Here is a 21,070-nt window from a genome sequence, read left to right as displayed (position 1 = left end):
GAATTGCCGACATGGCCTATGTTGTCACTCAGAACTGTTGCAACGATGCGACCTGCGTTGCGGTGTGCCCCGTCAATTGCATCCATCCGACACCGGAGGAACGCGAGTACCAGAGCACCGAGATGCTGTACATCGATGCGGGCTCCTGTATCGACTGCGGTGCGTGCGCCGATGTGTGCCCCGTCGACGCGATAGTCCCGGAGGACGCGTTGACCGAGCGCACGGCACGCTACCTCGAGATCAATGCCGAGTACTTTGCCGCGCATCCGCGAAACGAACCGCCGGGTGCGCACGTGCAACCTGGCCCACGAGGGACGCGTGATGATGAAACCCCGCTTGCGCCACTGCGTGTGGCGATAGTCGGCTCCGGACCCTCCGCCTTTTATGCGGCCGAAGAATTGTTCACCACGTCCGGACTCGACGTGGAGGTGACGATGTTCGAGAGACTGCCGGTTGCCGGTGGGCTGGTCCGATTCGGAGTCGCACCGGACCATGCGAACACCAAGTCAGTAGCGAGGGTGTTCGACCGGACTGCACGACGCGACGGTTTTACATTCCTTCTCGACGTTGAGGTAGGTCGGGATGTGACGACCGAGGAACTGCTAAACCACCATCACGCGGTCCTGTATGCGTCAGGTGCATCCGACGACCGCCGACTCGGGATTGAGGGAGAGGACCTCCCGGGAAGCTACGCAGCGCGTGAATTCGTGGCCTGGTACAACGGGCACCCGGATCACGCGGATGCGACGTTCGATCTGTCGTCTCCGCGTGCAGTGGTGATCGGTAACGGTAACGTCGCTCTCGACGTGGCCCGAATTCTTGTCTCCGATCCGGACGTACTGCGACGCACCGACATCGCCGACCACGCATTGGCGGCGTTCGAGGGTAGTGACATCGAGGAGGTTGTGGTTCTCGGACGCCGTGGTCCGGAGTTCACGGCCGCCACGACGCCGGAGTTGCTCGCGCTCGATTCCTTGCCGGGTATCGACGTTGTGGTGGAAGGGCCCGTGAACGTCGACGCGTCGTCTACGACCAAAACTCGCCTTCTTGCCGAATATGCTGCCCGACAAACTGATCCGGAGAAAAAGCGCATCATCCTTCGGTTCGACACGACACCCCTCGAGTTGCTTGGATCGCGTCGAGTGGAGAAGGTACGGGTTGCGGCAACAAGTACGGGGGAGGTTTCGGAGTTCGACGCCGGCTTCGTGCTGCGCTCGATCGGATATCGGGGGCGCCCGGTTGACGGACTGCCGTATGACATGAGGTCCGGGACAGTGCCGAACTCGGCAGGGCGAGTGCAGGATCCAGACGCCGGTACTGTAAGCCGCGGCCTGTATGTTGCGGGGTGGATCAAGCGGGGGCCAACCGGTGTGATCGGCACCAATCGATACTGCGCCGGTGAAACGGTGAGGTCGATCGTCGAAGACCACCGCGCTGGGCGACTGGGAACGCCGATGGCTGATGTGCGCGCTCTTCATGCGTTGATCCTGCAGCGACGCCCGAGCCTGATCGATGGCAACGGTTGGCGTGCGATCGACCGTCATGAGCTCGAGAGCGGGCGCCGCCAGGAACGTCCCAGGGTGAAGTTGGTAGATCGGCGGGAGGCTGCGGCCATTGCACACGCCGTCATGGAAAGTTCACCGTCCCAGGGCTTGCTCAATTAACCGATGACCTTTAGATTAAGTTTACTGTGATGTGAACCACTGATGATTCTGTTTGTCGTGCGCACATCATCTTTCGGACCTATCGGTCGCATTCGTGCGGCCCAGTGAGAACGCGGGAGGCCCTTCATGAGCGGCACTGTTATCGATGCACTGACCTATTGGTCACGCACCAAACCCGATCTACCCGCGATCAACTTCGACGGCGATGTCATCACGTATGCGGAACTGGCTCGATGGGCTGACGGGGTCGCGCACGATCTGGCGGCCCGCGGAGTGAAGCCTGGCGACCGCGTCGGCTTGGTGGGTGCCAATACGCTCGAATGGTGTGCCGCCGCCCTCGGCGCGCTGAAAGTCGGCGCGATAGTGGCACCGTTCAATCAGCGCATGCTTGCCGGTGAGTTGACGGCCCTTGTCGAAGACTGCGAACCGGCCGTCGTGTACTGCGATGAAGACCTGCGGTCAAGGCTCGAAGAGGTCCGAACTGCTCGCGAAGGATTCTCGCTGGCAGTGTTCGAGCAGGATGTGCGGCCGTTGCGTACCGCCGCGCACGCTGGGTACCGCACGCCTGTTGTCGATCTGAAAGATCCGACCGCCATCGTGTTCACCTCCGGTACAACGGGCCGCCCGAAGGGCGTGATCTTCACGCACGCATCGATTTCCGGTGAAATGCACGAGTGGTCGTTGATGGAACCGATTCTGCCGAACGGCCTGCGTCCTCTCTTGGTGCTACCGCTGTTCAGTGCTGCCGGAATCATCTGGGGCATCTCTCGGGTGACGCTGCAGGGCGGAACACTTTTCCTGCAGCCCAAATTCGATCCGGAGAAAGCACTTCGGGTGTTGTCCGAGGACAAGGCAACCACGCTCACGGGGCCGCCGATCCTCTTCGATCAGATCTCCAAGGTCCCGGGGTTCACGGACGCGGACCTGAGTCACCTGACCACGGCCCACGTCGGCGGCGCTAGAGTTCCGGTCGATCTGTTGCATGCCTGGCAGGCACAGGGGGTGCAGCTTCGGCAGATTTACGGGCAGACGGAGATCGGTGGATCCGCAACAGCCATGCCGCGTGAGGAAGCCGCGCAATACCCCGACAAGTGTGGTTGGGGTGGAATCTTCACCAAGATCCGTGTCGTCGATGCAGAGGGCAACGACTGTGTACCGCACGAGACGGGCCAGATTCTGCTTCGCGGACCCGGCATGATGCCGGGCTACTGGCGCAACGAAGATGCCACCAAGGCAACCATTATCGATGGTTGGCTGCAGACCGGCGATCTCGGCAAACTCGACGAGAACGGCTACCTCACCTACGTCGATCGACTCAAGGACATGATCATCTCCGGCGGTTTGAACATCTCGCCCGCCGAAATCGAGACGGTTGTCAACCGAATTCCGGGTGTCGAGGAGGTTGCTGTCATCAGTGTGCCCGACGCGAAGTTCGGCGAGACGCCCGCCGCGATTGTCAAAACTGCAGTACCCCTGACAGAGTCGGACATCATTGACTTCTGCAATCAGAACCTGGCGGACTACAAGGTTCCGCGCTACGTGGTTTTTGTGGATGAACCGCTTCCCCGGATGGCCAGCGGGAAGATCGCCAAACGAGATCTGCGCGATTCCTATGCGGACGTCCCCGACACCTACGCGAAGGTTCGGTGACAATCATGTCGAGTGAACGTCGAGTCGCCGTTGTCACCGGTGGTGGCCGGGGCATCGGTGCCGCTATCTGTGAACGACTTGCATCCGAGGGAATGGCTGTTGCAGTTAACTATTCGCGCAGTGCGCAGGACGCGGACGGCGTGGTTGCGAAAATCGTCGCAGCAGGTGGTGTGGCAGCATCGATTCGCGCCGACATCTCTGATCCGGAGCAAGCCGCACAACTGATTTCGCAGACGACCGCGCAGTTGGGAGCGCCTACGGTGCTCGTGAACAACGCGGGCATGAATCTGGCCGGCTCGGCCCGCAAGCAGAGTCCGGCCGACTGGGATCGTGTGATCGGCGTCAACCTCTCCGGCCCTTTCTACTGCACCCATGCCGCGCTACCGGCTATGTACGAACAGAATTGGGGGAGGGTCATCTTCCTGGGGTCGGCGTCGGGTGGGCGTCGTCCGTCACCGGGGATGAGTGCCTATTCGGCGGCGAAGGCCGGCCTCGTCGGAATGACTCGTACCTTGGCTCAGGAGGTTGCCCGGCGCGGCATCACGGTCAACACAGTGATTCCAGGGTTCGTCGAAACCGACATCATTGCCTCCGGTGGCGATAATGCTGTGGAAACGCTTGCCTCGCAATGGCCTAAGATTCCTGCCGAGTCCATTGCGTCGACTATTGCCTTCCTTGTCAGTGCGGACGGACGCCATGTTTCCGGTGAGGAGATCGGGGTGTGGAAGGGCGGGCCCGTCGGGTTCTGACCGTAGATTCGAGAAGGGCACCGTTGCGCGCTTGCGTGACGGTGCCCTTTGTTTTGCAAAAGAAGTAAATTTGCCGAGACATATTGTGTAGAAATATCTTTCGAGTGTTAAGTGATTGCGAGAATCCGGACACGTCCGGGTCCTGATGTGACATATGCCACCTAATGCGTGTAGGTTACGGGGTGCCGCTGGATGCACCCGAGATACCGTCGTACGCATTGGGCCCAGTACGGCACCCCTGCGTTCAGTTCACTGACTTCCGAACTCGAAAGTGAGCCTTCGATGGCCAAATCCACACGGACACTTGCATCTCTATCGATCCTTGCCGCTGCCGCACTGCTGGCAACCGCCTGCGGTAGCTCCAGTAGCGCCGACGACGGACCCGGTTCGAACCCGGCCAGCGGTGATCCGATCAAGGTCGGCTACATCAACCAGGAGCAGGCGCCGTCGGGTTCATTCCCCGATCTTCGGATTGCAGCTGAGGCTGCGGTCAAATACGTCAATCGCGACGGTGGGGGTGTCAACGGCCGACCGATCGAACTCCACACCTGTATCACCAATGGATCGCCCGAAGCATCCCAGGGCTGTGCAAACGAGTTGGTCCGTGCCGGAGTGGTCGTCGCGATGACGGGTCTCGACTTCTCGGGGCCGGCCGCGTACGAGGTACTCAATGCCGCCGGAATTCCCTACGTCGCTTCCAACCCGATTCAGGGAACCGATTACAACGGGGAGAACGTCTTTGCCTTTGTCGGTTCTTCGGCGGGGCAGTACGCGGCACAGGCCGCTTTCCTGGCGCGGGACGGCGTGAAGTCGGTATCTGTTGTCGTGAACGACACGCCGTCGGGACAACAGGGTGCAAATCTGTTCAAGGCCGCGCTGACGAAGAACGGAATCACCGACGTCACAGTAGTTCCGGAGTCGCCGACGGCCACCGATTTCACCAGTGTGGTCACCGCTGCAACGCGTAACAATCCTGATGCTCTTTCAGTGCTGTTCGTCGCTCCGACGTGTGGACAGATCATGCAGGCGGCTCGGTCGCTCGGTTACGAGGGCAAGCTGGCGTTCAGTTCGGGATGCCTTGACCCCAATGTTCTTGCCAGCGCCGGTAATGCTGCCGAAGGAGCCTACTTCGCGCAGGAATTGTTGACCCCGGCGGTGCATGGTGATGACCCGCAGGTACAGCTCTACCTCGATGCGTTGGATCGTTACGCGGGGATCAGTTCCGATCAGGCCGGTGGTCGTTCTCCGGTCGGCTTCAGCTCGGTCATGACCTTGGCCGCGTTCCTGGCAAAAGCCGGTGACAACCCGACAACCGCGACGGTCAGTTCGGCACTGCGGTCCGCGGACGGAGTTGAAGGCTTCATGGACTCCCCGGTCGTGTGCGACGGTACGGCGCTGGCAGGCTTCTCCACGATCTGCAACGCGACGGTGCGCATGGTGACCGTTGACAATGGCAAGCAGGTTGAAGCCTCCGACGGTTGGATCGTCCCCTAATCCGGAAACAACCTGTGCGGCGGGGTATCTCGATCCGATCCTCGCCGCGCGTTGTCTCCTTCGAATGTCCCTTTGCCACAAAGGAGGTGTGCTGTGGAATTGTTCTCCTTCGGTTTGCTCGGTCTCGGTACCGGCGCTATCTATGCGATCTTCGCTCTCGGTCTCATCTTGACGTACCGCGCGTCCGGAATCATCAATTTCGGGTACGGCGCAATGATCTTGTTCGGTGTCTATCAGTTCGCCGACCTTCGCACCACGGGAGTGTTGGTGCTACCGATCGGTTCGATCGATTTTGGCAGCAGGCCTTCAGTTCTGGTGGCTTTTGCCGTCGTTCTTCTCCATTCGGCGCTGCTGACGCTGGTGATCTACGCTCTGTGCTTCCGTCCGGTTCATGCGGCGCCTCCGCTGGCCCGCGTCGTCGTCTCGGTTGGTGTGATGCTCGCGGTCCAGGCGTTGGTACTGGTGCGGTTCGGGTCGGTTCCTCGGTCCGTTGCTCCGATCCTGCCCAATGACGCCGTGACGGTCCTTGGTGCAAAGATGCCGGCAGATCGGCTCTATCTCGCGGGAATCGTGATTGTTCTCGCGGTGATACTCGGTTTTGTCATCAGCAGAACACGTTTCGGTATGGCATCGAGAGGTGCGGCGGAGAATGAGAAGGCTGCTGTGCTGCTCGGCTACCGCCCGCAGCGTTTGGCTGCGATCAACTGGTTGATCGCCGGTGTCGGCGGTACCGCGATGGGAATCCTCATTGCCCCGACAACCTCACTCGAGGCTGGTACCTACACGATGCTGATCGTTCCGGCTCTCGGCGCGGCGCTTATCGGGCGTCTGTCCTCCGTGCCGTGGGCGGTCGCAGGTGGTTTCATTCTCGGTGCCACTCAGTCGATGTTGCTCTACATCACCCAGACCGTGCCGTGGTTGCCGCAGAACGGCCTCAAACAAGGCCTGCCCTTCCTCGTGATCATCATCGCTTTGATCGTGATGGGCAACAAACTGCCCGGTCGCGGCGCCGCTGAGGAGAAGCTTCCTCCCGCACCGGCCGGGCCGATGAGGCCGTGGCTGATTGCAGTGGGGATCGCTGTGATCGCGGTGGCAATACCGCTCCTGAGTTCGCAATGGAGGCTTGGACTCATCACGACGATGACGGCCTCGATTCTGTGTCTGTCGCTCGTAGTGCTCACCGGATACGTCGGGCAGATATCACTGGCCCAGATGTCGCTGGCAGGAGTCGCCGGATTCACCCTCGCGAAGATCGGGGGCAACAGTTGGATGCCGTTCCCCGTCGCGATGATTCTGTCGGCCGGTGTTGCGACGATTCTTGGTGTGATCGTGTCCATTCCGGCGTTGCGGGTTCGCGGCTTGCACCTCGCAGTCGTGACAATTGCCGCGGCGGTTGCCATCGAGGAGTTGATCTTCAAGAATCCGAAATTCACCGGCGGCCTCACTGGATCTCCGGTGGCGCAGCCTTCCTTGTTCGGCATGGAATTGGGTATCCGCGGGGGTGGGGAGTTCCCGCAACCGGTGTTCGGGTATCTCGTTCTGGCTGTTGCATCGGTTGTTGCGATCGGGGTTGCGTTGCTGCGTCGTAGTTCGCTCGGCCGTCAGATGCTCGCGGTCCGCAGCAGTGAACGCGCCGCTGCCGCTTCGGGTATCGATGCTGCGCGCATCAAGTTGATCGGCGCGACGATTGCGTCGTTCCTTGCGGGAATCGGTGGATCTCTGATGGCGTACCAGCAGGGACAGCTGTCATTCGAGACTTTCAGTGTGATGACGTCATTGCTGCTCGTGGCGGTCGTCTACATCGGTGGAATCTCCAGCGTGTCCGGTGGACTGGTTGCGGCACTGATGTTCTCCGGTGGTTTGGTGTCGATAGCACTCGACGAGTGGTTGGGTCTCGGCGATTACGAATCGCTGATCCTTGCCATTGCTCTCGTAGCGGGCGCAGTGATGAATCCCGAGGGTGTGGCAGGCATGGTGCATCGACTCAAACTGCATCGAACCAGCGGTACCAAGACGGGCGCCGAGCATGATTCGGAACTCGAGGGCATATCCGACCAGGCTCCCGTGCTCGCCGGAATGAAGGAGGCGTGATGTTGCTCGAGACGGAAGAACTGTCGGTAGCCTTCGGCGGTGTCAAAGCCCTCGACGGTGCACATCTGTCGGTGGCGGCCGGTGAGGTTGTCGGTTTGATCGGGCCGAACGGTGCTGGCAAGACGACGTTCATCGACGCTGTGACCGGATTTGTTCCGTCCACAGGACGAGTCATGTTCGACGGCAACGATATTGCACATCTTGCTCCGCACCGACGGGCCAGGACCGGAGTGGTGCGAACCTTCCAGCAACTCGAGCTCTACCAGGATCTGTCGGTGGCCGACAACATCAGAGTGGCGGCAAAATCCACAGCGCCAGACCCGAGTGTTGCTCTGCTGGAACGATTCGGGCTCGAAGGTCTTGCCCAGGCGTATCCCGAGGATCTCTCGCACGGCCATCAGCGACTCGTGGGAATCGCGCGAGCGCTGGCTTCGGAGCCACATCTGCTTCTTCTCGACGAACCGGCGGCTGGACTCGATTCGTCCGAGTCGATCGGCTTGGTGGAGCCGATCCGAGCGCTCGCGGACGAAGGCATCGGGATTCTGCTCATCGACCACGACGTCGATCTGGTCTTTGCGGTCTGCGATCGCGTGTACGTCCTCGATTTCGGGAAGGTCATCGGTTCCGGAACGCCTGCCGAGGTGGGGTCCTCCGAAGTTGTCCGCACTGCATACCTGGGAGCAAGCGCATGAGCACTGTGTTGTCGGTCGACAATCTGTCCGCAGGCTACGGGCGGGCCCTCGCGGTGCGAGACGTTTCCTTCGAGGTCGAGGAAGGCGAAGTGGTTGCGCTACTGGGACGCAACGGTGCGGGAAAAACGTCCACGTTGCTCACACTCTCCGGGATTCTCAAAGCGCGTGGTGGAACGGTGAGCGTCGGCGGGCGAGTTGTTGCGCCGGGGCGTCCGTATGCGGCGACCAAGGCCGGAATCGCTCATGTGCCTGAGGAACGAGCGTTGTTCTCGGGGTTGACTGTTCGTGAGAATTTGATCATCGCCGGTGCGCGCGGAAAGTCGGAACTGGCGCAGGTCTACGAGCTCTTTCCGGAACTGGAGCGATTGATCGACCGACGGGCCGGTCTTCTCTCGGGCGGCGAACAGCAGATGTTGGCGCTGGCCCGCGCACTGCGTCAACGCCCGAAGGTACTCATGGTCGACGAGATGAGCCTGGGTCTTGCACCGCTGATCTGTGCTCGACTGGTGAGCATCCTTCGGGGACTTGCCGACACAACCGGCATCGCAGTCGTGTTGGTCGAGCAGCACCTGGAGCTTGCGCTCGAAGCGGCAGATCGTGGCTATGTGCTGCGGCACGGGTCCGTCGTGATGTCCGGAACTCGGGACGATTTGCTGTTGCGGCGAGCCGAGCTCGAATCGTCGTATCTGGGCGGAGCGGCCGAGCAACGCTCTGCCTGAGCATCCGCCACACTGAACGCCCGCCGCCTCCGGTTTCGCTGCGTGAACACTCACGTAGCGAAACCGGACCGCGTTGCGGGTCAGGCCTCGAAAACCCGGGTTGAGGCGGCACGTGCCTCTTCGAGGTAGTTGGCCGGCCACTTCTTGCCGAGCATGAGACCGCCGTCGACGGCGATGTGTTGTCCGGTCACGAAGGACGCGCCGTCGGAGGCCAGGTATGCCACTGCTTGCGCGAGGTCTTCGGGCTCGCCGGCGCGCGGGATCGGTTGGAATTTGTGAAGGCCACGGCGGACGGATTCGACACTGTTGTCGAGTGCGTCCGCTTCCAAGCCGGAGCCGTGCCCGACGATCCTGGTCGCGACGCCGCCGGGGATCAGAGCGTTGACGCGGATGCGAAAGGGTGCGAGTTCCATGGCGGCGGTGTTGGTCAACTGCAGTACTGCCGCTTTTGCGGCGCCGTAGGGATGCGGGCCGAAGCCCGTTCGGACTCCGGCGACGGAGGAGACGTTGACGATGCTGCCGCTGCCCTGATCACGCATGACCCGGGAGGCATGCTTGCAGCCCAAGAACACACTGCGAGCCAGCACGGCAAATGAGTTGTCCCATTCATCTGCCGACGTGTCTTCGAGGAACGTCCACGATCCGACGCGTCCGGCGTTGTTGACCATGCAATCAAGGCGTCCGAATCGGTCGACTGCAATGGAAACCGCTGCGGCGATGTCGTTTTCGCTTGTCACATCGGTGTGGAGGTAGATTGCCGAATCGCCGAGCGAGGAGGCAACGGATGCGCCGCGGACATCGTCGATATCGGCGATCAGAACCTTGGCTCCGCGCGCCACCAACTCTCTGGCAGTGGCAGCTCCGATGCCACTTGCGGCTCCGGTGACGATGGCGGATTTTCCGGCGAGATCAGTCATGGTGGCAGAACCCCTTCGATTGTTTCTTTATCTAACGTCTTGAGGTTTTAATCTAATGTCTTTAGTCTGTGGATGTCGAGACTTCACAGTCACTTCCGTCGTACGACGGTTCCATGCCCCGGTCGACGGGCCGAGTAGACGGAGAACACAATGTCCGACCTGATCCTTACCGAGCAGCCTCGTCCCGGCGTTCTGGTGATCCGACTGAACAGCCCGGAAACTCTCAACTCGATGAACGCCGACCTCGTAGAGGCGCTGTATCAGACGTTGGACGAGGTTCGCCGCGATTCCACGGTCCGCGCGATCGTCCTCACCGGAGTTGGACGGGCATTCTGCGCAGGTCTGGATCTGCGTGGTTATGGAACACCGCCTGGCGCCGCTGAAGGGGAGGGGCGGGCGCAAGCCGGGTTGCGGGTTCAGCAGCACATCGCGAGTCTTGTCGACCTGTGCCGCAGTGTTCGGGCACCGATCATTGCAGCGGTCAACGGTGCCGCAGCGGGCGGGGGACTCTCGCTTGCGCTCATGGCGGACATCCGGATTTTGTCAGAGGATGCGGTGCTGCACGCCGCATTCATTCGCCGGGGTCTGTCCAACTGCGATATCGGCATGAGCTACTTGCTTCCCCGCATGATCGGATTTTCCCGGGCGGCGCAGATCATGCTCACCGGCCGTTCCATCGATGCGCTCGAAGCCGAGCGGATCGGCCTCGCCTCGTCGGTCGAACCCGCGGACAAGCTCGTCGATGTTGCGCTCGATACCGCCGAGGCCATCGCCAGGAACAGTCCGTTCGGGGTGTGGATGACCAAGGAGGTCATGTGGTCGAACCTCGAAGCGCCGTCGCTGCGGGCCGCAATCGATTTGGAGAATCGCACGCAGATTCTCAGTGCCCTGACAAAAGATCACCGAGAAGCCGTTCAATCTTTCCTCGAGAAGCGGCCAGCCGAGTACCGGAACAACTAGTACCTGACCCCCCTGACGATTGAAGTAGGCACACATGAAGGTTGGAATTGCCGCAGGCTACTGGGGCTCGGGTCCGCCGCGTCACGTCGAGCGGATGGTGGACGAGGCAGAAGCGCTTGGCGTCGACAGTTTCTGGACAGCGGAGACGTACGGGTCCGATGCGCTGACGCCACTTGCGTGGTGGGGCGCGCGGACAACGTCGATCAAACTGGGCACTGCGGTGTGCCAGATGTCCGCCCGCACTCCGACCGCACTCGCGATGGCGGCACAGACCGTTGATCATCTGTCCGGTGGACGGATGATCGTCGGGATCGGTGCATCCGGACCACAGGTCGTCGAGGGTTGGTACGGCCAGCCGTATCCCAGGCCGCTCGAGCGCACCCGCGAATACGTCGAGATCATGCGTGCGGTGTGGGCCCGTGAGAAGCCCGTCGCGTACCAGGGCCGGCACTACCAACTGCCGTTCGACGGCGGAACCGGGCTCGGTAAGCCGCTCAAGTCGATCGTCCACCCCCTGCGTAGCGACATTCCGGTTTACCTTGGCGCTGAGGGGCCCAAGAACGTCGCGTTGGCCGCGGAGATCGCCGACGGATGGACACCGCTGTGGTTCTCGCCCAAGAGCGACGAGTTCTACCGCGCGGCGCTGGCCGAGGGATTTGCCCGTGATGGTGCCCGCCGGAGCGAATCGGATTTCGAAATCGCCAACACATGCTGGCTCGTCGAGCACGACGACGTCGAAAAGGCAGCCGCAAGGCTCAAACCGACTGTTGCTCTGTACGCCGGCGGGATGGGTGCAAAGGGTGCGAACTTCCACAACGACGTCTTTACCCGAATGGGTTGGGGCGAGGTGTGTTCCGAGATTCAGGAGCTGTACCTCAGCGGTCGTCCGGAGCTCGCGGCGCAGGCAGTGCCCACTGAGATGGTGGAAGATGTCGCTCTGGTCGGACCCGCTGACAAGATCATCGACGAAATTGTCGGCAAATGGAAGAAGACCTGTCTGACGACGTTGATTCTGGGCGGCTGGCCGAAACCGGAGAACCGCGAACGGATCCTCGACGCGGTGATGTCATGACGCTGGACCCGAGAACCCCGATTCTGGTCGGCGGCGGACAGATCAACGAGCGCTCCGGAGGCATCGAACCGGTAGATCTGATTGTCTCGGCAGCTCGCGAGGCTGCAGCAGAAGCGGGCTCGGCAAGGCTGCTCGAGCTCGTGGACTCCGTGCGCATCGTCGGCATGTTGTCGTGGAAGTATCGCGATCCTGGCGCCCTTGTCGGGGAGCGAATCGGTGCGGTGCCGCGCACAACCGGATACACCGGTAGCGGTGGTAGTTCGCCACAGGTTCTGGTCAACGGCGCAGCCCTGGACATCGCAGCCGGACGCGCTGATGTCGTGTTGATCGGTGGTGCGGAGTCGTGGCGTACCCGAATGAAGTTGCGCGCCAAGGGGGAGCGCCCGGAGTGGACGGTGCAAGGCGATTCGGTCCCGTCGGCGCCGATCCTCGTTCCCGAGGTGCCGATGACGGCGGAGAGTGAACGACGCATCGGGCTCGATCGCCCGGCGTATCTGTACCCGTTGTTCGAGCAGGCGCTGCGAATCTCCTCGGGCCGTACGGATTCCGACCATCGCGATCACATCGGCTCGCTGTGGTCCGGATTTTCTCGAGTTGCTGCCACTAATCCACACGCCTGGACGCAACGTGAGTACTCACCTTCCGAGATTACGACGCCGTCGCCGGAGAATCGTCCGATCGCCTGGCCGTACACAAAGCTTCTCAACTCCAACAATATGGTGGAACAGGCTGCGGCCCTGTTGATGTGCTCTGTCGGGACCGCTCAGCAGCTGGGTATTCCGCGCGAGAACTGGGTGTTTCCGCAGTCCGGAACCGAAGCGCACGACACCTATGCTGTCGCGGAACGCGCAGCGCTCGATCGTTCGCCCGCGATTCGGATCGCCGGTGCTCGCGCGCTCGAACTGGCCGGGATCGGTATCGCCGACGTTTCCCTGGTGGACGTGTATTCGTGCTTCCCGTCTGCGGTGCAGGTTGCGGCAAAAGAGTTGGGGTTGGCGCTGGGCGATCCGTCTCAGCCGCTGACGCAGACCGGTGGACTCACATTTGCCGGCGGACCCTGGAACAACTACAGCACTCACGCGATCGCGACACTGACCACGAAACTGCGAGCCGATCCGGGGGCGTGGGGTCTGCTGACCGCGAACAGTGGGTACTTGAGCAAGCATGCGTTCGGCGTTTACCGTACCGAGCCGGCGGCGACGGGATTCCGCTGTGAAGACGTGCAGGCGCGAGTTGATTCCGAACCGACAACAACAGCGTTGACGTCGTACGAAGGTGCCGCGAGCATCGAGTCCTTCACCGTTGTGTATGACCGGGAGGGCAAGCCCGAGAAGGGTTTTGTTGCCGCCCGCATTGCTACTGGTGAACGCACGCTTGCGGTGACCGACGAGGCTGACGAGCTTGCCCGCATGACGGAGTCGGATGTGGCCGAGGCAAAGGTTTCGGTATCCGCGGACGGATCTTTTCGGTTTCGGTAGATTGACCACATTTATCTAAAGGCTTAAGGTAAAACTATTGCGGGATTCGGTGCAGGAGCACACGGATCCGATAATCGGAGAAAGGTTCGGCAATGTCGATCGAAGACTTCCGCGCACTGTACGAGCGCCATGTGGGCTACGTGGTGTCCGGCGACATGAAATCCGCGATCGCGGACATGGTCGCCGAGAACCTCCCAACCGTATTCGACGGTGTTGTCGTGCCACGTGGCGCCGTGGACAGCCACGAGATCAAGGATGTGCGTGCCGAGGGCGATCTGCGCATCGGGGAGACCGTGTACAACACCCCGACGGGTGTTATCGGATTGCGCTCGATCTGGGAGCTACACGACGGATCCTGGAAGGCCGCCAGGCTCGAGAACTTCGCCGCAGCAGGTGAATCGAAGTGAGCGGCGAAGAGCCGTGGGGACCGACCGCGGACGGACTCGATCAGCCGTACTGGGACGGACTGCGCGCGGGTGAGCTGCGATTGCAGCGGTGCACACAGTGCCGGACCTGGATCTGGGGCCCACAATGGATGTGCGGTTCATGCCACACCTTCGATCCCGCCTGGGAGGCGGTCGAACCGGTTGGCACCGTGTACTCGTGGTCCCGAAGTTGGTACCCGTTCGTGACGGAACTAGCTGCCAAGGTTCCGTACTTGACGGTTCTCGTGGAACTTCCCGATGCCGGAAATCGAAGGGTCCTCGGCATTCTCACGGGTGCCGACGCAGATGCCGTCCAGATCGGCGACACGGTTGTCGGACACTTCGAAACTGATCAGGGCGCGACGTGGCCGATGCTGCGTTGGAGCCGTAAGGAAGGACGGGTATGAGCTCGATTGCATTGCGCGGAGCTGCTGCCGTCGTCGGAGTCGCCGAACACCATTACCGCCGGGGCGAAGGCCCGCACGGTGAGCAGCGGATGACGCTGGAAGCAATAGTCGCGGCCTGCGCCGACGCCGGCATCTCGCCGCGTGAGATCGACGGATTCGTCTCCTACGCAGGCGGTTCGAACGACGGTGCGGTCATCGGCGGCGCGCTCATGGTGAACGACGTGAAATGGTCGAACATGATGTGGGGCGGCGGCGGCGGGACCGTCGCTGCGGCCGTCAACAATGCCGTCGTCGCGATCGCGTCGGGGCAAGCTGACGTCGTCGCGGTCTATCGCGCGATGTCGCAGGAGGACACCGGGCGCCTCGGCTACGCCAAGTACCACTACGGCCCACACTTTCTCGCTCACGGAGTCGGCTCACCGGCTCAGGTCTGCGCCCTGCGTACGCAACGACTGCTCGAACATGACGGAGTGCCGCGCGAGGCGATGCGATCACTCGTGCTCGCCGCGTACCAGCACGCCCAGAACAACCCCACCGCACAGGGATACGGCCGACCGCTCGATATCGACACCTACGAGAACTCGCGCCTCATCACCGAGCCGTTCCATCTGTTCGACTGCTCGCGTGAGAGCGACGGGGCAGTTGCCTTGATTCTCGTGTCCGCGGAACGTGCCCGCGATCTTCGACAGACCCCGGCCTACGTTCTGGCCGGCGCGCAGGGTGCGCCTGGCGGATACTCGTCGATCATCGACAACGACAACCAGTACACGAGTGCAGGTTTCGCTGGGGTAGACGGCCGGCCCGGCGTCGCAGATCGACTGTGGGCGGCAGCCGGGATCGGCCCGTCCGACGTCGACGTCGTCCAGGTCTACGAGAACTTCTCCGGGCCAGCGGTCTCGGCACTGATCGATCACGGGCTGGCGCCGTCCGGCCCTGCGGCCGGCGACGTGCTGACCGTCGAAAACCTGACGGCACCGACTGGCAAGCTGCCGATCAACACCAGCGGCGGCAACATCGCCGATTCCTTTGTCAACGGCATGGGACTTGCAGTCGAGGCCGTGCGGCAGCTTCGAGGCACATCCACCAATCAAGTTGCAGATGCAAAGACGTCGTTGTTCATCGGTGGTCCGATGGCTCCGATCGTCAGCTCGACGCTGTTTGCGCACGCCGACGCGCTCTGAGCTCATCGAACCACCCGAAAGGACCGGCATGGGAAACGCGGACAACACGAGCGTGAACAGGGAATCGCTGTTCATCGGCGGCCGATGGGTCGCGCCGCTGCAGGGCGCAAGCTTCGACGTCGTGGAGGCCGCGACGGAGAAGGTTCTCGGCACCGCTGCGATGGCCGGCGTCGGTGACATCGACGCCGCGGTGGCAGCGGCGCGGGAAGCATTGCGAGGCCCGTGGGCAGCGCTCGGCAACTCCGAGCGTGCCGACCTGCTGGACCGGTTCGCGGCGGCTCTCAAGTCCCGAGGCCGCGAGACCGCGGCACTGGTGAGCCGTGAGAACGGTATGCCTATCTCGTTGTCCGGCAGCGTCAACGGTTTCGGACCATCCGTCATGGTCAGCTACTACGCGTCGTTGATTCGCAACGCCCCCACCGAGGACGTGCGCCCCAGCGCGTTCGGCGGTCGGACCGTCGTCCGCAACGAACCTGTTGGTGTTGTCGCTGCGATCACTCCGTGGAACTATCCACAACCGCTGGCCGCCATGAAGATTGCTCCGGCACTGGCTGCGGGCTGCACCGTCGTGCTCAAGCCCGCACCGGAGACAGCACTCGACGCGTATGCGTTTGCCGAGGCGGCAGAGGAAGCCGGTTTGCCGGCCGGCGTCCTCAACGTCGTACCGGCAGGGCGGGAAGCGGGTGCTTATCTCGTCGAGCATCCCGGTGTCGACAAGGTCGCGTTCACCGGTTCCACTGTGGCAGGACGCGCAATCGGCGAGGTGTGTGGTCGATTGTTGCGACCGGTCACACTCGAGCTCGGTGGAAAATCCGCTGCGATCGTGGCAGATGATGCAGACCTCTCCGTTTTCGCGGCGGGTCTGCTGGGAGTCTCGCTGGTCAACAACGGCCAGACCTGCCACGCCAGCACCAGGATCCTGGCCCCGCGATCACGCTACGACGCAGTGGTCGAGGCGGTGACCGAGACCGTTCGCGCTCTGCTGGTCGGTGATCCGCTCGAAAAGTCCACTCAGATCGGACCATTGGTCAGCGCGGCACAACGCGATCGTGTTCTCGGGTACGTCGAGGACGGGCGGAGTGCCGGCCACCGCATCACCACCGGCGGAGCAGTACCTGCCGATCAGCCGATCGGGTGGTTCGTCGAACCGACGGTATTCGAGGGTGTCGACAACGCTGCGCGTATCGCCCAGGAGGAAATCTTCGGTCCCGTCCTGACGATCACTCCGTACGGCGACGAGGCGGAGGCCGTTGCCATCGCCAACGATTCCGAATACGGGCTCGGCGGCACGGTGTGGACCTCCGACGAAGAGCACGGTTTGGCCCTGGCATCGCAAATCCACAGTGGCACTGTCGGAGTCAACCACTACGAATTGGATCTGGCAGCCCCGTTCGGTGGCGTCAAAGCATCCGGACTCGGCCGTGAACTCGGGCCGGAAGGACTCCGTCCCTATTACAGCGCGAAGTCGATCTATCTCGCGACTCGCTGACCCGCCCGAAGGGTCCCAGCCGCACGCGCGCGGCGAGACGATTGGAGCATTCCGATGACAACACCGACAACACCGACAACACCACTGACCGGGATACGCGTACTGGATATCACCGACGGATTGGGTGAGTCCAGCAGCCGGTATCTCGCCGATCTCGGTGCCGAGGTGATCCGCATCGAGTTGCCCGGTGGATCTGCATCACGGACGGCTGAGCCGATTCGCGGCGGTGTCAGCATTCCGTTTGCTCTGCGCAATGCCAACAAGCTCGGCATCGTGCTCGACGTCGAATCGGAGTCGGGCCGCGGCGAGCTGCGCGCTCTCGCGGCCGGGGCCGATATCTTGATCGAATCGCTGCGACCGGGTTGGTTGGACGAACGAGGCATCGGCGCAGCCGAATTGACGGCGCATAACCCCGAACTCGTGTGGATGTCCATCTCGCCGTTCGGGCGCACCGGCCCGTACCGTGATTGGGCCGTCACCGAGCCGGTCCTGTATGCGATGAGCGGTGTGCTGTCGCGATCCGGGGCGCCGGGCAGAGAGCCGCTGCTACCGCCGGCGGGGTTGGCCGAGGGAACGGTGAGCGTGCACGCCGCTTGGGCGGCGCTGCTGGCCTACTACAACAGGTTGACCACTGGCCGGGGCGACATCATCGACGTCTCCGCCTACGAAGTTGTCGTCCACGGGTTCGACCCGGGGTTCGGGACGCAGGGATCTGCCGCTGCGGGCCGAACCGAGGACTTTCCTCGCGGACGGCCCAACGCCTCCAACTTCTACCCGGTCTTCGCGTGCGCCGACGGACAGGTGCGGATCTGCCTCCTGGCCAAGCGACAGTGGCGATCGATGTTCGAATGGCTTGGTAGTCCAGAAGAATTCGCCGATCCGAAATACGACACGATTCCGGCTCGTTTTGCGGCGGCCGATCGGCTGCATCCGCTGATCGCCGAGTTGTTTGCCGGCGAGACCAGGGACGAACTTGTTGCCCAGGGCGCAGCGCGGGGTATCCCGGTCGGCGGCGTCCTGGCACCGAGCGAAGTACTTGCGGCTGAGCACTTCCAGGCGTCCGGCGCGCTGATCGACGCTGAAATCGCACCGAATCTGCATGCTCGAGTGCCGTCGGGTTACGGTTCGATCGGTGGGAACCGTATCGGTTTCCGCACGCGTGCACCACAACTCGGTGAGCATCAGGGGGCCGTCGCGGCCCGATCGACGCCCTCGCCCGTTCCCGCCGCGGATCGCGCATCCGGCGAACGCCCTCTCGCGGGGCTGCGTGTCCTGGATCTGGGCGTTGTCGTGTTCGGCGCCGAACTCGGCAGACAGTTCGCGGACTTCGGGGCCGACGTCGTCAAGATCGAAAACGCTAATTTCCCGGACGGTCTTCGTCAGTCGAAGCGCGGATCGGCGCTCGCGGCCTCCGTGGCCTGGGGGCATCGCAACAAGCGCAGCTTTGGCGTCGACCTGCGAAATCCGGAGGGACTGGCGCTGTTCCGACAACTGGCTGCCGACGCTGATCTGGTTCTGGCCAATTTCAAGCCGGGCACACTGAAGTCGATGGGGCTCTCGTACGACGAACTTGCCGAGATCAATCCGCGCATCATCGTTCACGAGTCCAGTGCCTTCGGGAGTACCGGACCGTGGAGTAAGCGAATGGGGTACGGACCGTTGGTCCGGGCGTCCGGCGGAGTATCGGCGTTGTGGCGGTATCCGGACGACGCAGAACTGCTGTGTGACGGGTCGACGGTCTATCCGGACCATATCGCTGCACAAGCGGGGGCCGTGGCAGTACTTGCCACGCTGATCCAGCGTGCGCACACCGGAACCGGAAATATCGTGGAAGTGGTGCAGTCCGATACAGCGCTTGTTCATCTGGGTAGTTTGCTGACCGCGGAGTCGTTGGCTCCGGGATCGATTGTTGCGTCCGGCAATTCGGATCCGTATGCCGCACCGTCCGGTGTCTTCGCGTGTGCCGGCGACGACGAGTGGTGTGTCGTCACCGTTCGTGATGACGAGGACTGGGCCAGATTGTGCGTAGTGATCGGTCGTGAAGACCTTGTCGAGGATGTCGACTGCGCAACGTCGGCAGCTCGGGTGCTCAATCGGGACAAGGTTGATCATGTTCTTTCCCAGTGGCTTTCGAATTGGTCACCGGCTGAGGCCATGAACCAGTTGCAGGCTGCGGGAATCCCGGCCGGTGCGATGGTACGGCTTCCCGAACTGCTCACCGATCCTCAGTTGACGGCGCGCAATGCCTATACCGAGATCGAACACAGTTTGCTCCCAGCGAAACTACCGGCCGCAACTCGGCTGGTTCGCTTCGGCACCATCGCGGATCCGGAACTTCGGCAGGCCCCGATCGCCGGCGAACAGACCCGCGAGATCGCGGAATCCCTCCTCGGACTCAGTTCCGCCGAGGTCGACCACCTGGTCCGCACTTCTGTGCTGCAGCCTCCTGCCGACGACCGAGCGCATGAATCACGAAGATCAGCAGAGGAATTGGTCTGATCCGCCAGACTTCCTCCGCCGCGGCCGTCCCTGTTTCCCGGGGGCGGCCGCGCAGGCGATTCACCCGGAGGTGATGGGCGTCAGGTAGTGCGTCACACGCGGCGGACCTGCGAGAAACGGTTGTAATATGCGGCCGCATTCACGGGCCTGCCCGGTACCCGGGAATGTTCGAGTGTGCGATTCGAGTGTTTCCCACCGAACCCGCAACAGATACGTGTGTTTCCGGTCGACGCTGGGCAACAGGTCGGCGCGCAGACATCCTGGCGCAGACTCCATCACCGGCTTCGCGAGATGGAACGCCGCTTCGAACTCGGTTTCGCTGCCGGCGCTGACGGTCAGCATCGCGTGTTCTTCTATCATCGTGTCCCCGCTTTCCGGATACGACTGTGGGGTGGACCGGTCCGGTCCACCCCACAGTCATGAGAGTGCTACGCCTTCAGTAGATCTCGGTGAATGATTTCCTTCATGATTTCATTCGTGCCACCGTAGATACGTTGGATGCGCGCGTCGATGTATGCCTTTGCGACGGGGTACTCCATCATGTAGCCGTACCCGCCGTGGAACTGAACGCCGGCGTCGTTGACTCGTCCCTGCAACTCTGTGGCCCACAGCTTTGCCTTCGCGGCGTCGACCGCCGTGAGCGTTCCGGCGTTGTGCGCACGGACGCAACGGTCGATGTATGCCCGGGAGACCTCGATCGCCGTCTGCAATTCCGCCAACGTGAAACCCAGGCCTTGGAACTCGCCGATCTTCTTGCCGAAGGCGGTGCGCTCCTTGACGTAGTCGAGCGTCCATCCGAACACCGCTTCCGCGGAGACCTGGGCGGCGATACCGATGCCCAGGCGCTCGAGAGGCAAACTCTGCATCAGATAGGCGAAGCCGGATCCGAGTTCGCCGAGGAGGTTCTCCTGGGGAACTCGTACGTCCTCGAAGAAGAGTTCCGCAGTGTCCTGCGCGTGCAGGCCCATCTTGTCGAGTTTGCGTCCTCGACTGAACCCCGGCATTCCTTCCTCGACGACAAACAGGCTGAATCCACGGGAGCCTGCGTCGGGATCCGTCTTGGCAAACACGATCACCAGGTCGGCCAGGATGCCACTGGTGATGAACGTCTTCGAACCGTTGATCACCCAGTCCGTTCCATCCGCCACGGCGGTAGTCCCGATGGCGCGCAGGTCACTACCCGCAATGGGCTCGCTCATCGCGATGGCGCCGATGGTCTGTCCGGTGACGAAGCCGGGGAGCCAGCGTCTGCGCTGTTCCTCGTTTGCGTGGCGGAGCAGGTAGTTGAGCACGATGTCGTCGTTGGTCGAGAAGCCCGACTGAAGGGCTGACGCTCCGACCCGCGCGATTTCAGCCTGGACGACCACGCGGAAGCGGTAGTCCACCTCGCCTGGTCCACCGTATTCTTCGGGGACGGACAACCCCAGGAGCCCTTGTTTGCCTGCGGCCAGCCAGGTTTCGCGGTCGATCAGACGATCGGCGTCCCACTTTTCGAGGTTGGGTACAACGTGCTTCTCGACGTACGAGCGCACGGAGTCGCGGAACAACAGATGATCGCTCTCGAACAGATCACTTTCCACTTG

Annotated in this window: 18 protein-coding genes; 15 read left to right on the top strand and 3 right to left on the bottom strand. The window is 62.3% G+C overall.

Annotated elements, in window-relative coordinates:
• Window positions 1–11: 11 nt before the first annotated feature.
• From FEZ60_RS08245 to FEZ60_RS08215, 7 genes are all read left to right on the top strand, one after another.
• Entirely contained in the window at window positions 12–1,664 is a 1,653-nt protein-coding gene (locus FEZ60_RS08245) for an FAD-dependent oxidoreductase (RefSeq protein WP_172935882.1), read from the top strand.
• A gap of 126 nt (window positions 1,665–1,790) precedes the next feature.
• Window positions 1,791–3,314, top strand: coding sequence for an AMP-binding protein (locus tag FEZ60_RS08240; protein WP_172935881.1), 1,524 nt, complete (start codon window positions 1,791–1,793; stop codon window positions 3,312–3,314).
• 5 nt (window positions 3,315–3,319) lie between these two features.
• Window positions 3,320–4,063 carry an SDR family NAD(P)-dependent oxidoreductase gene (locus FEZ60_RS08235; RefSeq protein ID WP_172935880.1) on the top strand — a complete coding sequence of 248 codons (744 nt, stop codon included), beginning with the start codon at window positions 3,320–3,322 and terminating at the stop codon, window positions 4,061–4,063.
• Window positions 4,064–4,345: 282 nt separating this feature from the next.
• A complete protein-coding gene (locus tag FEZ60_RS08230; protein ID WP_172935879.1) occupies window positions 4,346–5,557 on the top strand; it encodes an ABC transporter substrate-binding protein in 1,212 nt (403 codons plus the stop codon).
• 93 nt (window positions 5,558–5,650) lie between these two features.
• Window positions 5,651–7,648, top strand: a complete 1,998-nt coding sequence (locus tag FEZ60_RS08225; RefSeq protein WP_172935878.1) for an ABC transporter permease — start codon at window positions 5,651–5,653, stop codon at window positions 7,646–7,648.
• Window positions 7,648–8,340 carry an ABC transporter ATP-binding protein gene (locus tag FEZ60_RS08220; RefSeq protein ID WP_172935877.1) on the top strand — a complete coding sequence of 231 codons (693 nt, stop codon included), beginning with the start codon at window positions 7,648–7,650 and terminating at the stop codon, window positions 8,338–8,340. The genes FEZ60_RS08225 and FEZ60_RS08220 overlap by 1 nt, the downstream gene beginning before the upstream one ends.
• Window positions 8,337–9,059: an ABC transporter ATP-binding protein gene (locus FEZ60_RS08215; protein ID WP_172935876.1), complete on the top strand. Its 723-nt coding sequence runs from the start codon at window positions 8,337–8,339 to the stop codon at window positions 9,057–9,059. The genes FEZ60_RS08220 and FEZ60_RS08215 overlap by 4 nt, the downstream gene beginning before the upstream one ends.
• Window positions 9,060–9,139: 80 nt before the next feature.
• Here the strand turns inward: FEZ60_RS08215 and FEZ60_RS08210 are convergent, their stop codons facing one another.
• Entirely contained in the window at window positions 9,140–9,976 is an 837-nt protein-coding gene (locus FEZ60_RS08210; protein ID WP_172935875.1) for a glucose 1-dehydrogenase, read from the bottom strand.
• Window positions 9,977–10,126: 150 nt separating this feature from the next.
• On the opposite strand from FEZ60_RS08210, the gene FEZ60_RS08205 reads away from it, so the two are divergent.
• The 8 genes from FEZ60_RS08205 to FEZ60_RS08170 all read left to right on the top strand — a co-directional run bounded on the left by FEZ60_RS08205 (window position 10,127) and on the right by FEZ60_RS08170 (window position 19,487).
• A complete protein-coding gene (locus tag FEZ60_RS08205) occupies window positions 10,127–10,936 on the top strand; it encodes an enoyl-CoA hydratase-related protein (protein ID WP_138871834.1) in 810 nt (269 codons plus the stop codon).
• A gap of 34 nt (window positions 10,937–10,970) precedes the next feature.
• A complete protein-coding gene (locus tag FEZ60_RS08200; protein WP_172935874.1) occupies window positions 10,971–12,008 on the top strand; it encodes an LLM class F420-dependent oxidoreductase in 1,038 nt (345 codons plus the stop codon).
• Window positions 12,005–13,486: an acetyl-CoA acetyltransferase gene (locus tag FEZ60_RS08195; protein ID WP_172935873.1), complete on the top strand. Its 1,482-nt coding sequence runs from the start codon at window positions 12,005–12,007 to the stop codon at window positions 13,484–13,486. The genes FEZ60_RS08200 and FEZ60_RS08195 overlap by 4 nt, the downstream gene beginning before the upstream one ends.
• A 92-nt stretch (window positions 13,487–13,578) precedes the next feature.
• Window positions 13,579–13,893, top strand: a complete 315-nt coding sequence (locus FEZ60_RS08190; RefSeq protein ID WP_138871837.1) for a hypothetical protein — start codon at window positions 13,579–13,581, stop codon at window positions 13,891–13,893.
• Window positions 13,890–14,318 (top strand): OB-fold domain-containing protein, encoded by a 429-nt coding sequence (locus FEZ60_RS08185; protein ID WP_172935872.1) that lies wholly within the window; start codon window positions 13,890–13,892, stop codon window positions 14,316–14,318. The genes FEZ60_RS08190 and FEZ60_RS08185 overlap by 4 nt, the downstream gene beginning before the upstream one ends.
• Window positions 14,315–15,499, top strand: a complete 1,185-nt coding sequence (locus FEZ60_RS08180) for a transporter (protein ID WP_172935871.1) — start codon at window positions 14,315–14,317, stop codon at window positions 15,497–15,499. Before FEZ60_RS08185 ends, FEZ60_RS08180 begins: the two co-directional genes overlap by 4 nt.
• A 28-nt stretch (window positions 15,500–15,527) precedes the next feature.
• Window positions 15,528–16,988 carry an aldehyde dehydrogenase gene (locus tag FEZ60_RS08175; protein ID WP_172935870.1) on the top strand — a complete coding sequence of 487 codons (1,461 nt, stop codon included), beginning with the start codon at window positions 15,528–15,530 and terminating at the stop codon, window positions 16,986–16,988.
• A 54-nt stretch (window positions 16,989–17,042) separates the two neighbouring features.
• On the top strand, window positions 17,043–19,487 hold the full coding sequence (locus FEZ60_RS08170; protein ID WP_172935869.1) for a CoA transferase: 2,445 nt from the start codon (window positions 17,043–17,045) through the stop codon (window positions 19,485–19,487).
• A 60-nt stretch (window positions 19,488–19,547) separates the two neighbouring features.
• Here the strand turns inward: FEZ60_RS08170 and FEZ60_RS08165 are convergent, their stop codons facing one another.
• Both FEZ60_RS08165 and FEZ60_RS08160 read right to left on the bottom strand, forming a co-directional pair.
• Window positions 19,548–19,847 carry an antibiotic biosynthesis monooxygenase family protein gene (locus FEZ60_RS08165; RefSeq protein WP_172935868.1) on the bottom strand — a complete coding sequence of 100 codons (300 nt, stop codon included), beginning with the start codon at window positions 19,845–19,847 and terminating at the stop codon, window positions 19,548–19,550.
• 68 nt (window positions 19,848–19,915) lie between these two features.
• Entirely contained in the window at window positions 19,916–21,067 is a 1,152-nt protein-coding gene (locus tag FEZ60_RS08160) for an acyl-CoA dehydrogenase family protein (protein WP_172935867.1), read from the bottom strand.
• Between the last annotated feature and the right edge of the window lie 3 nt (window positions 21,068–21,070).

The sequence above is a fragment of the Rhodococcus sp. MS16 genome (assembly GCF_013277795.1).
GTDB lineage: Bacteria > Actinomycetota > Actinomycetes > Mycobacteriales > Mycobacteriaceae > Rhodococcus_F > Rhodococcus_F globerula.
Note: the sequence above shows the minus strand (reverse complement) of the source record. Positions and strands in the feature narration are given on the sequence as shown.

What these genes read in the sequence shown, in the direction of transcription:
- FEZ60_RS08245 (WP_172935882.1), top strand. Translation starts at nt 12, where the DNA reads ATGGCCTATGTTGTCACTCAGAACTGTTGCAACGATGCGACCTGCGTT.
- FEZ60_RS08240 (WP_172935881.1), top strand. Translation starts at nt 1,791, where the DNA reads ATGAGCGGCACTGTTATCGATGCACTGACCTATTGGTCACGCACCAAA.
- FEZ60_RS08235 (WP_172935880.1), top strand. Translation starts at nt 3,320, where the DNA reads ATGTCGAGTGAACGTCGAGTCGCCGTTGTCACCGGTGGTGGCCGGGGC.
- FEZ60_RS08230 (WP_172935879.1), top strand. Translation starts at nt 4,346, where the DNA reads ATGGCCAAATCCACACGGACACTTGCATCTCTATCGATCCTTGCCGCT.
- FEZ60_RS08220 (WP_172935877.1), top strand. Translation starts at nt 7,648, where the DNA reads ATGTTGCTCGAGACGGAAGAACTGTCGGTAGCCTTCGGCGGTGTCAAA.
- FEZ60_RS08215 (WP_172935876.1), top strand. Translation starts at nt 8,337, where the DNA reads ATGAGCACTGTGTTGTCGGTCGACAATCTGTCCGCAGGCTACGGGCGG.
- FEZ60_RS08210 (WP_172935875.1), bottom strand. Translation starts at nt 9,976, where the DNA reads ATGACTGATCTCGCCGGAAAATCCGCCATCGTCACCGGAGCCGCAAGT.
- FEZ60_RS08205 (WP_138871834.1), top strand. Translation starts at nt 10,127, where the DNA reads ATGTCCGACCTGATCCTTACCGAGCAGCCTCGTCCCGGCGTTCTGGTG.
- FEZ60_RS08200 (WP_172935874.1), top strand. Translation starts at nt 10,971, where the DNA reads ATGAAGGTTGGAATTGCCGCAGGCTACTGGGGCTCGGGTCCGCCGCGT.
- FEZ60_RS08195 (WP_172935873.1), top strand. Translation starts at nt 12,005, where the DNA reads ATGACGCTGGACCCGAGAACCCCGATTCTGGTCGGCGGCGGACAGATC.
- FEZ60_RS08190 (WP_138871837.1), top strand. Translation starts at nt 13,579, where the DNA reads ATGTCGATCGAAGACTTCCGCGCACTGTACGAGCGCCATGTGGGCTAC.
- FEZ60_RS08180 (WP_172935871.1), top strand. Translation starts at nt 14,315, where the DNA reads ATGAGCTCGATTGCATTGCGCGGAGCTGCTGCCGTCGTCGGAGTCGCC.
- FEZ60_RS08175 (WP_172935870.1), top strand. Translation starts at nt 15,528, where the DNA reads ATGGGAAACGCGGACAACACGAGCGTGAACAGGGAATCGCTGTTCATC.
- FEZ60_RS08170 (WP_172935869.1), top strand. Translation starts at nt 17,043, where the DNA reads ATGACAACACCGACAACACCGACAACACCACTGACCGGGATACGCGTA.
- FEZ60_RS08165 (WP_172935868.1), bottom strand. Translation starts at nt 19,847, where the DNA reads ATGATAGAAGAACACGCGATGCTGACCGTCAGCGCCGGCAGCGAAACC.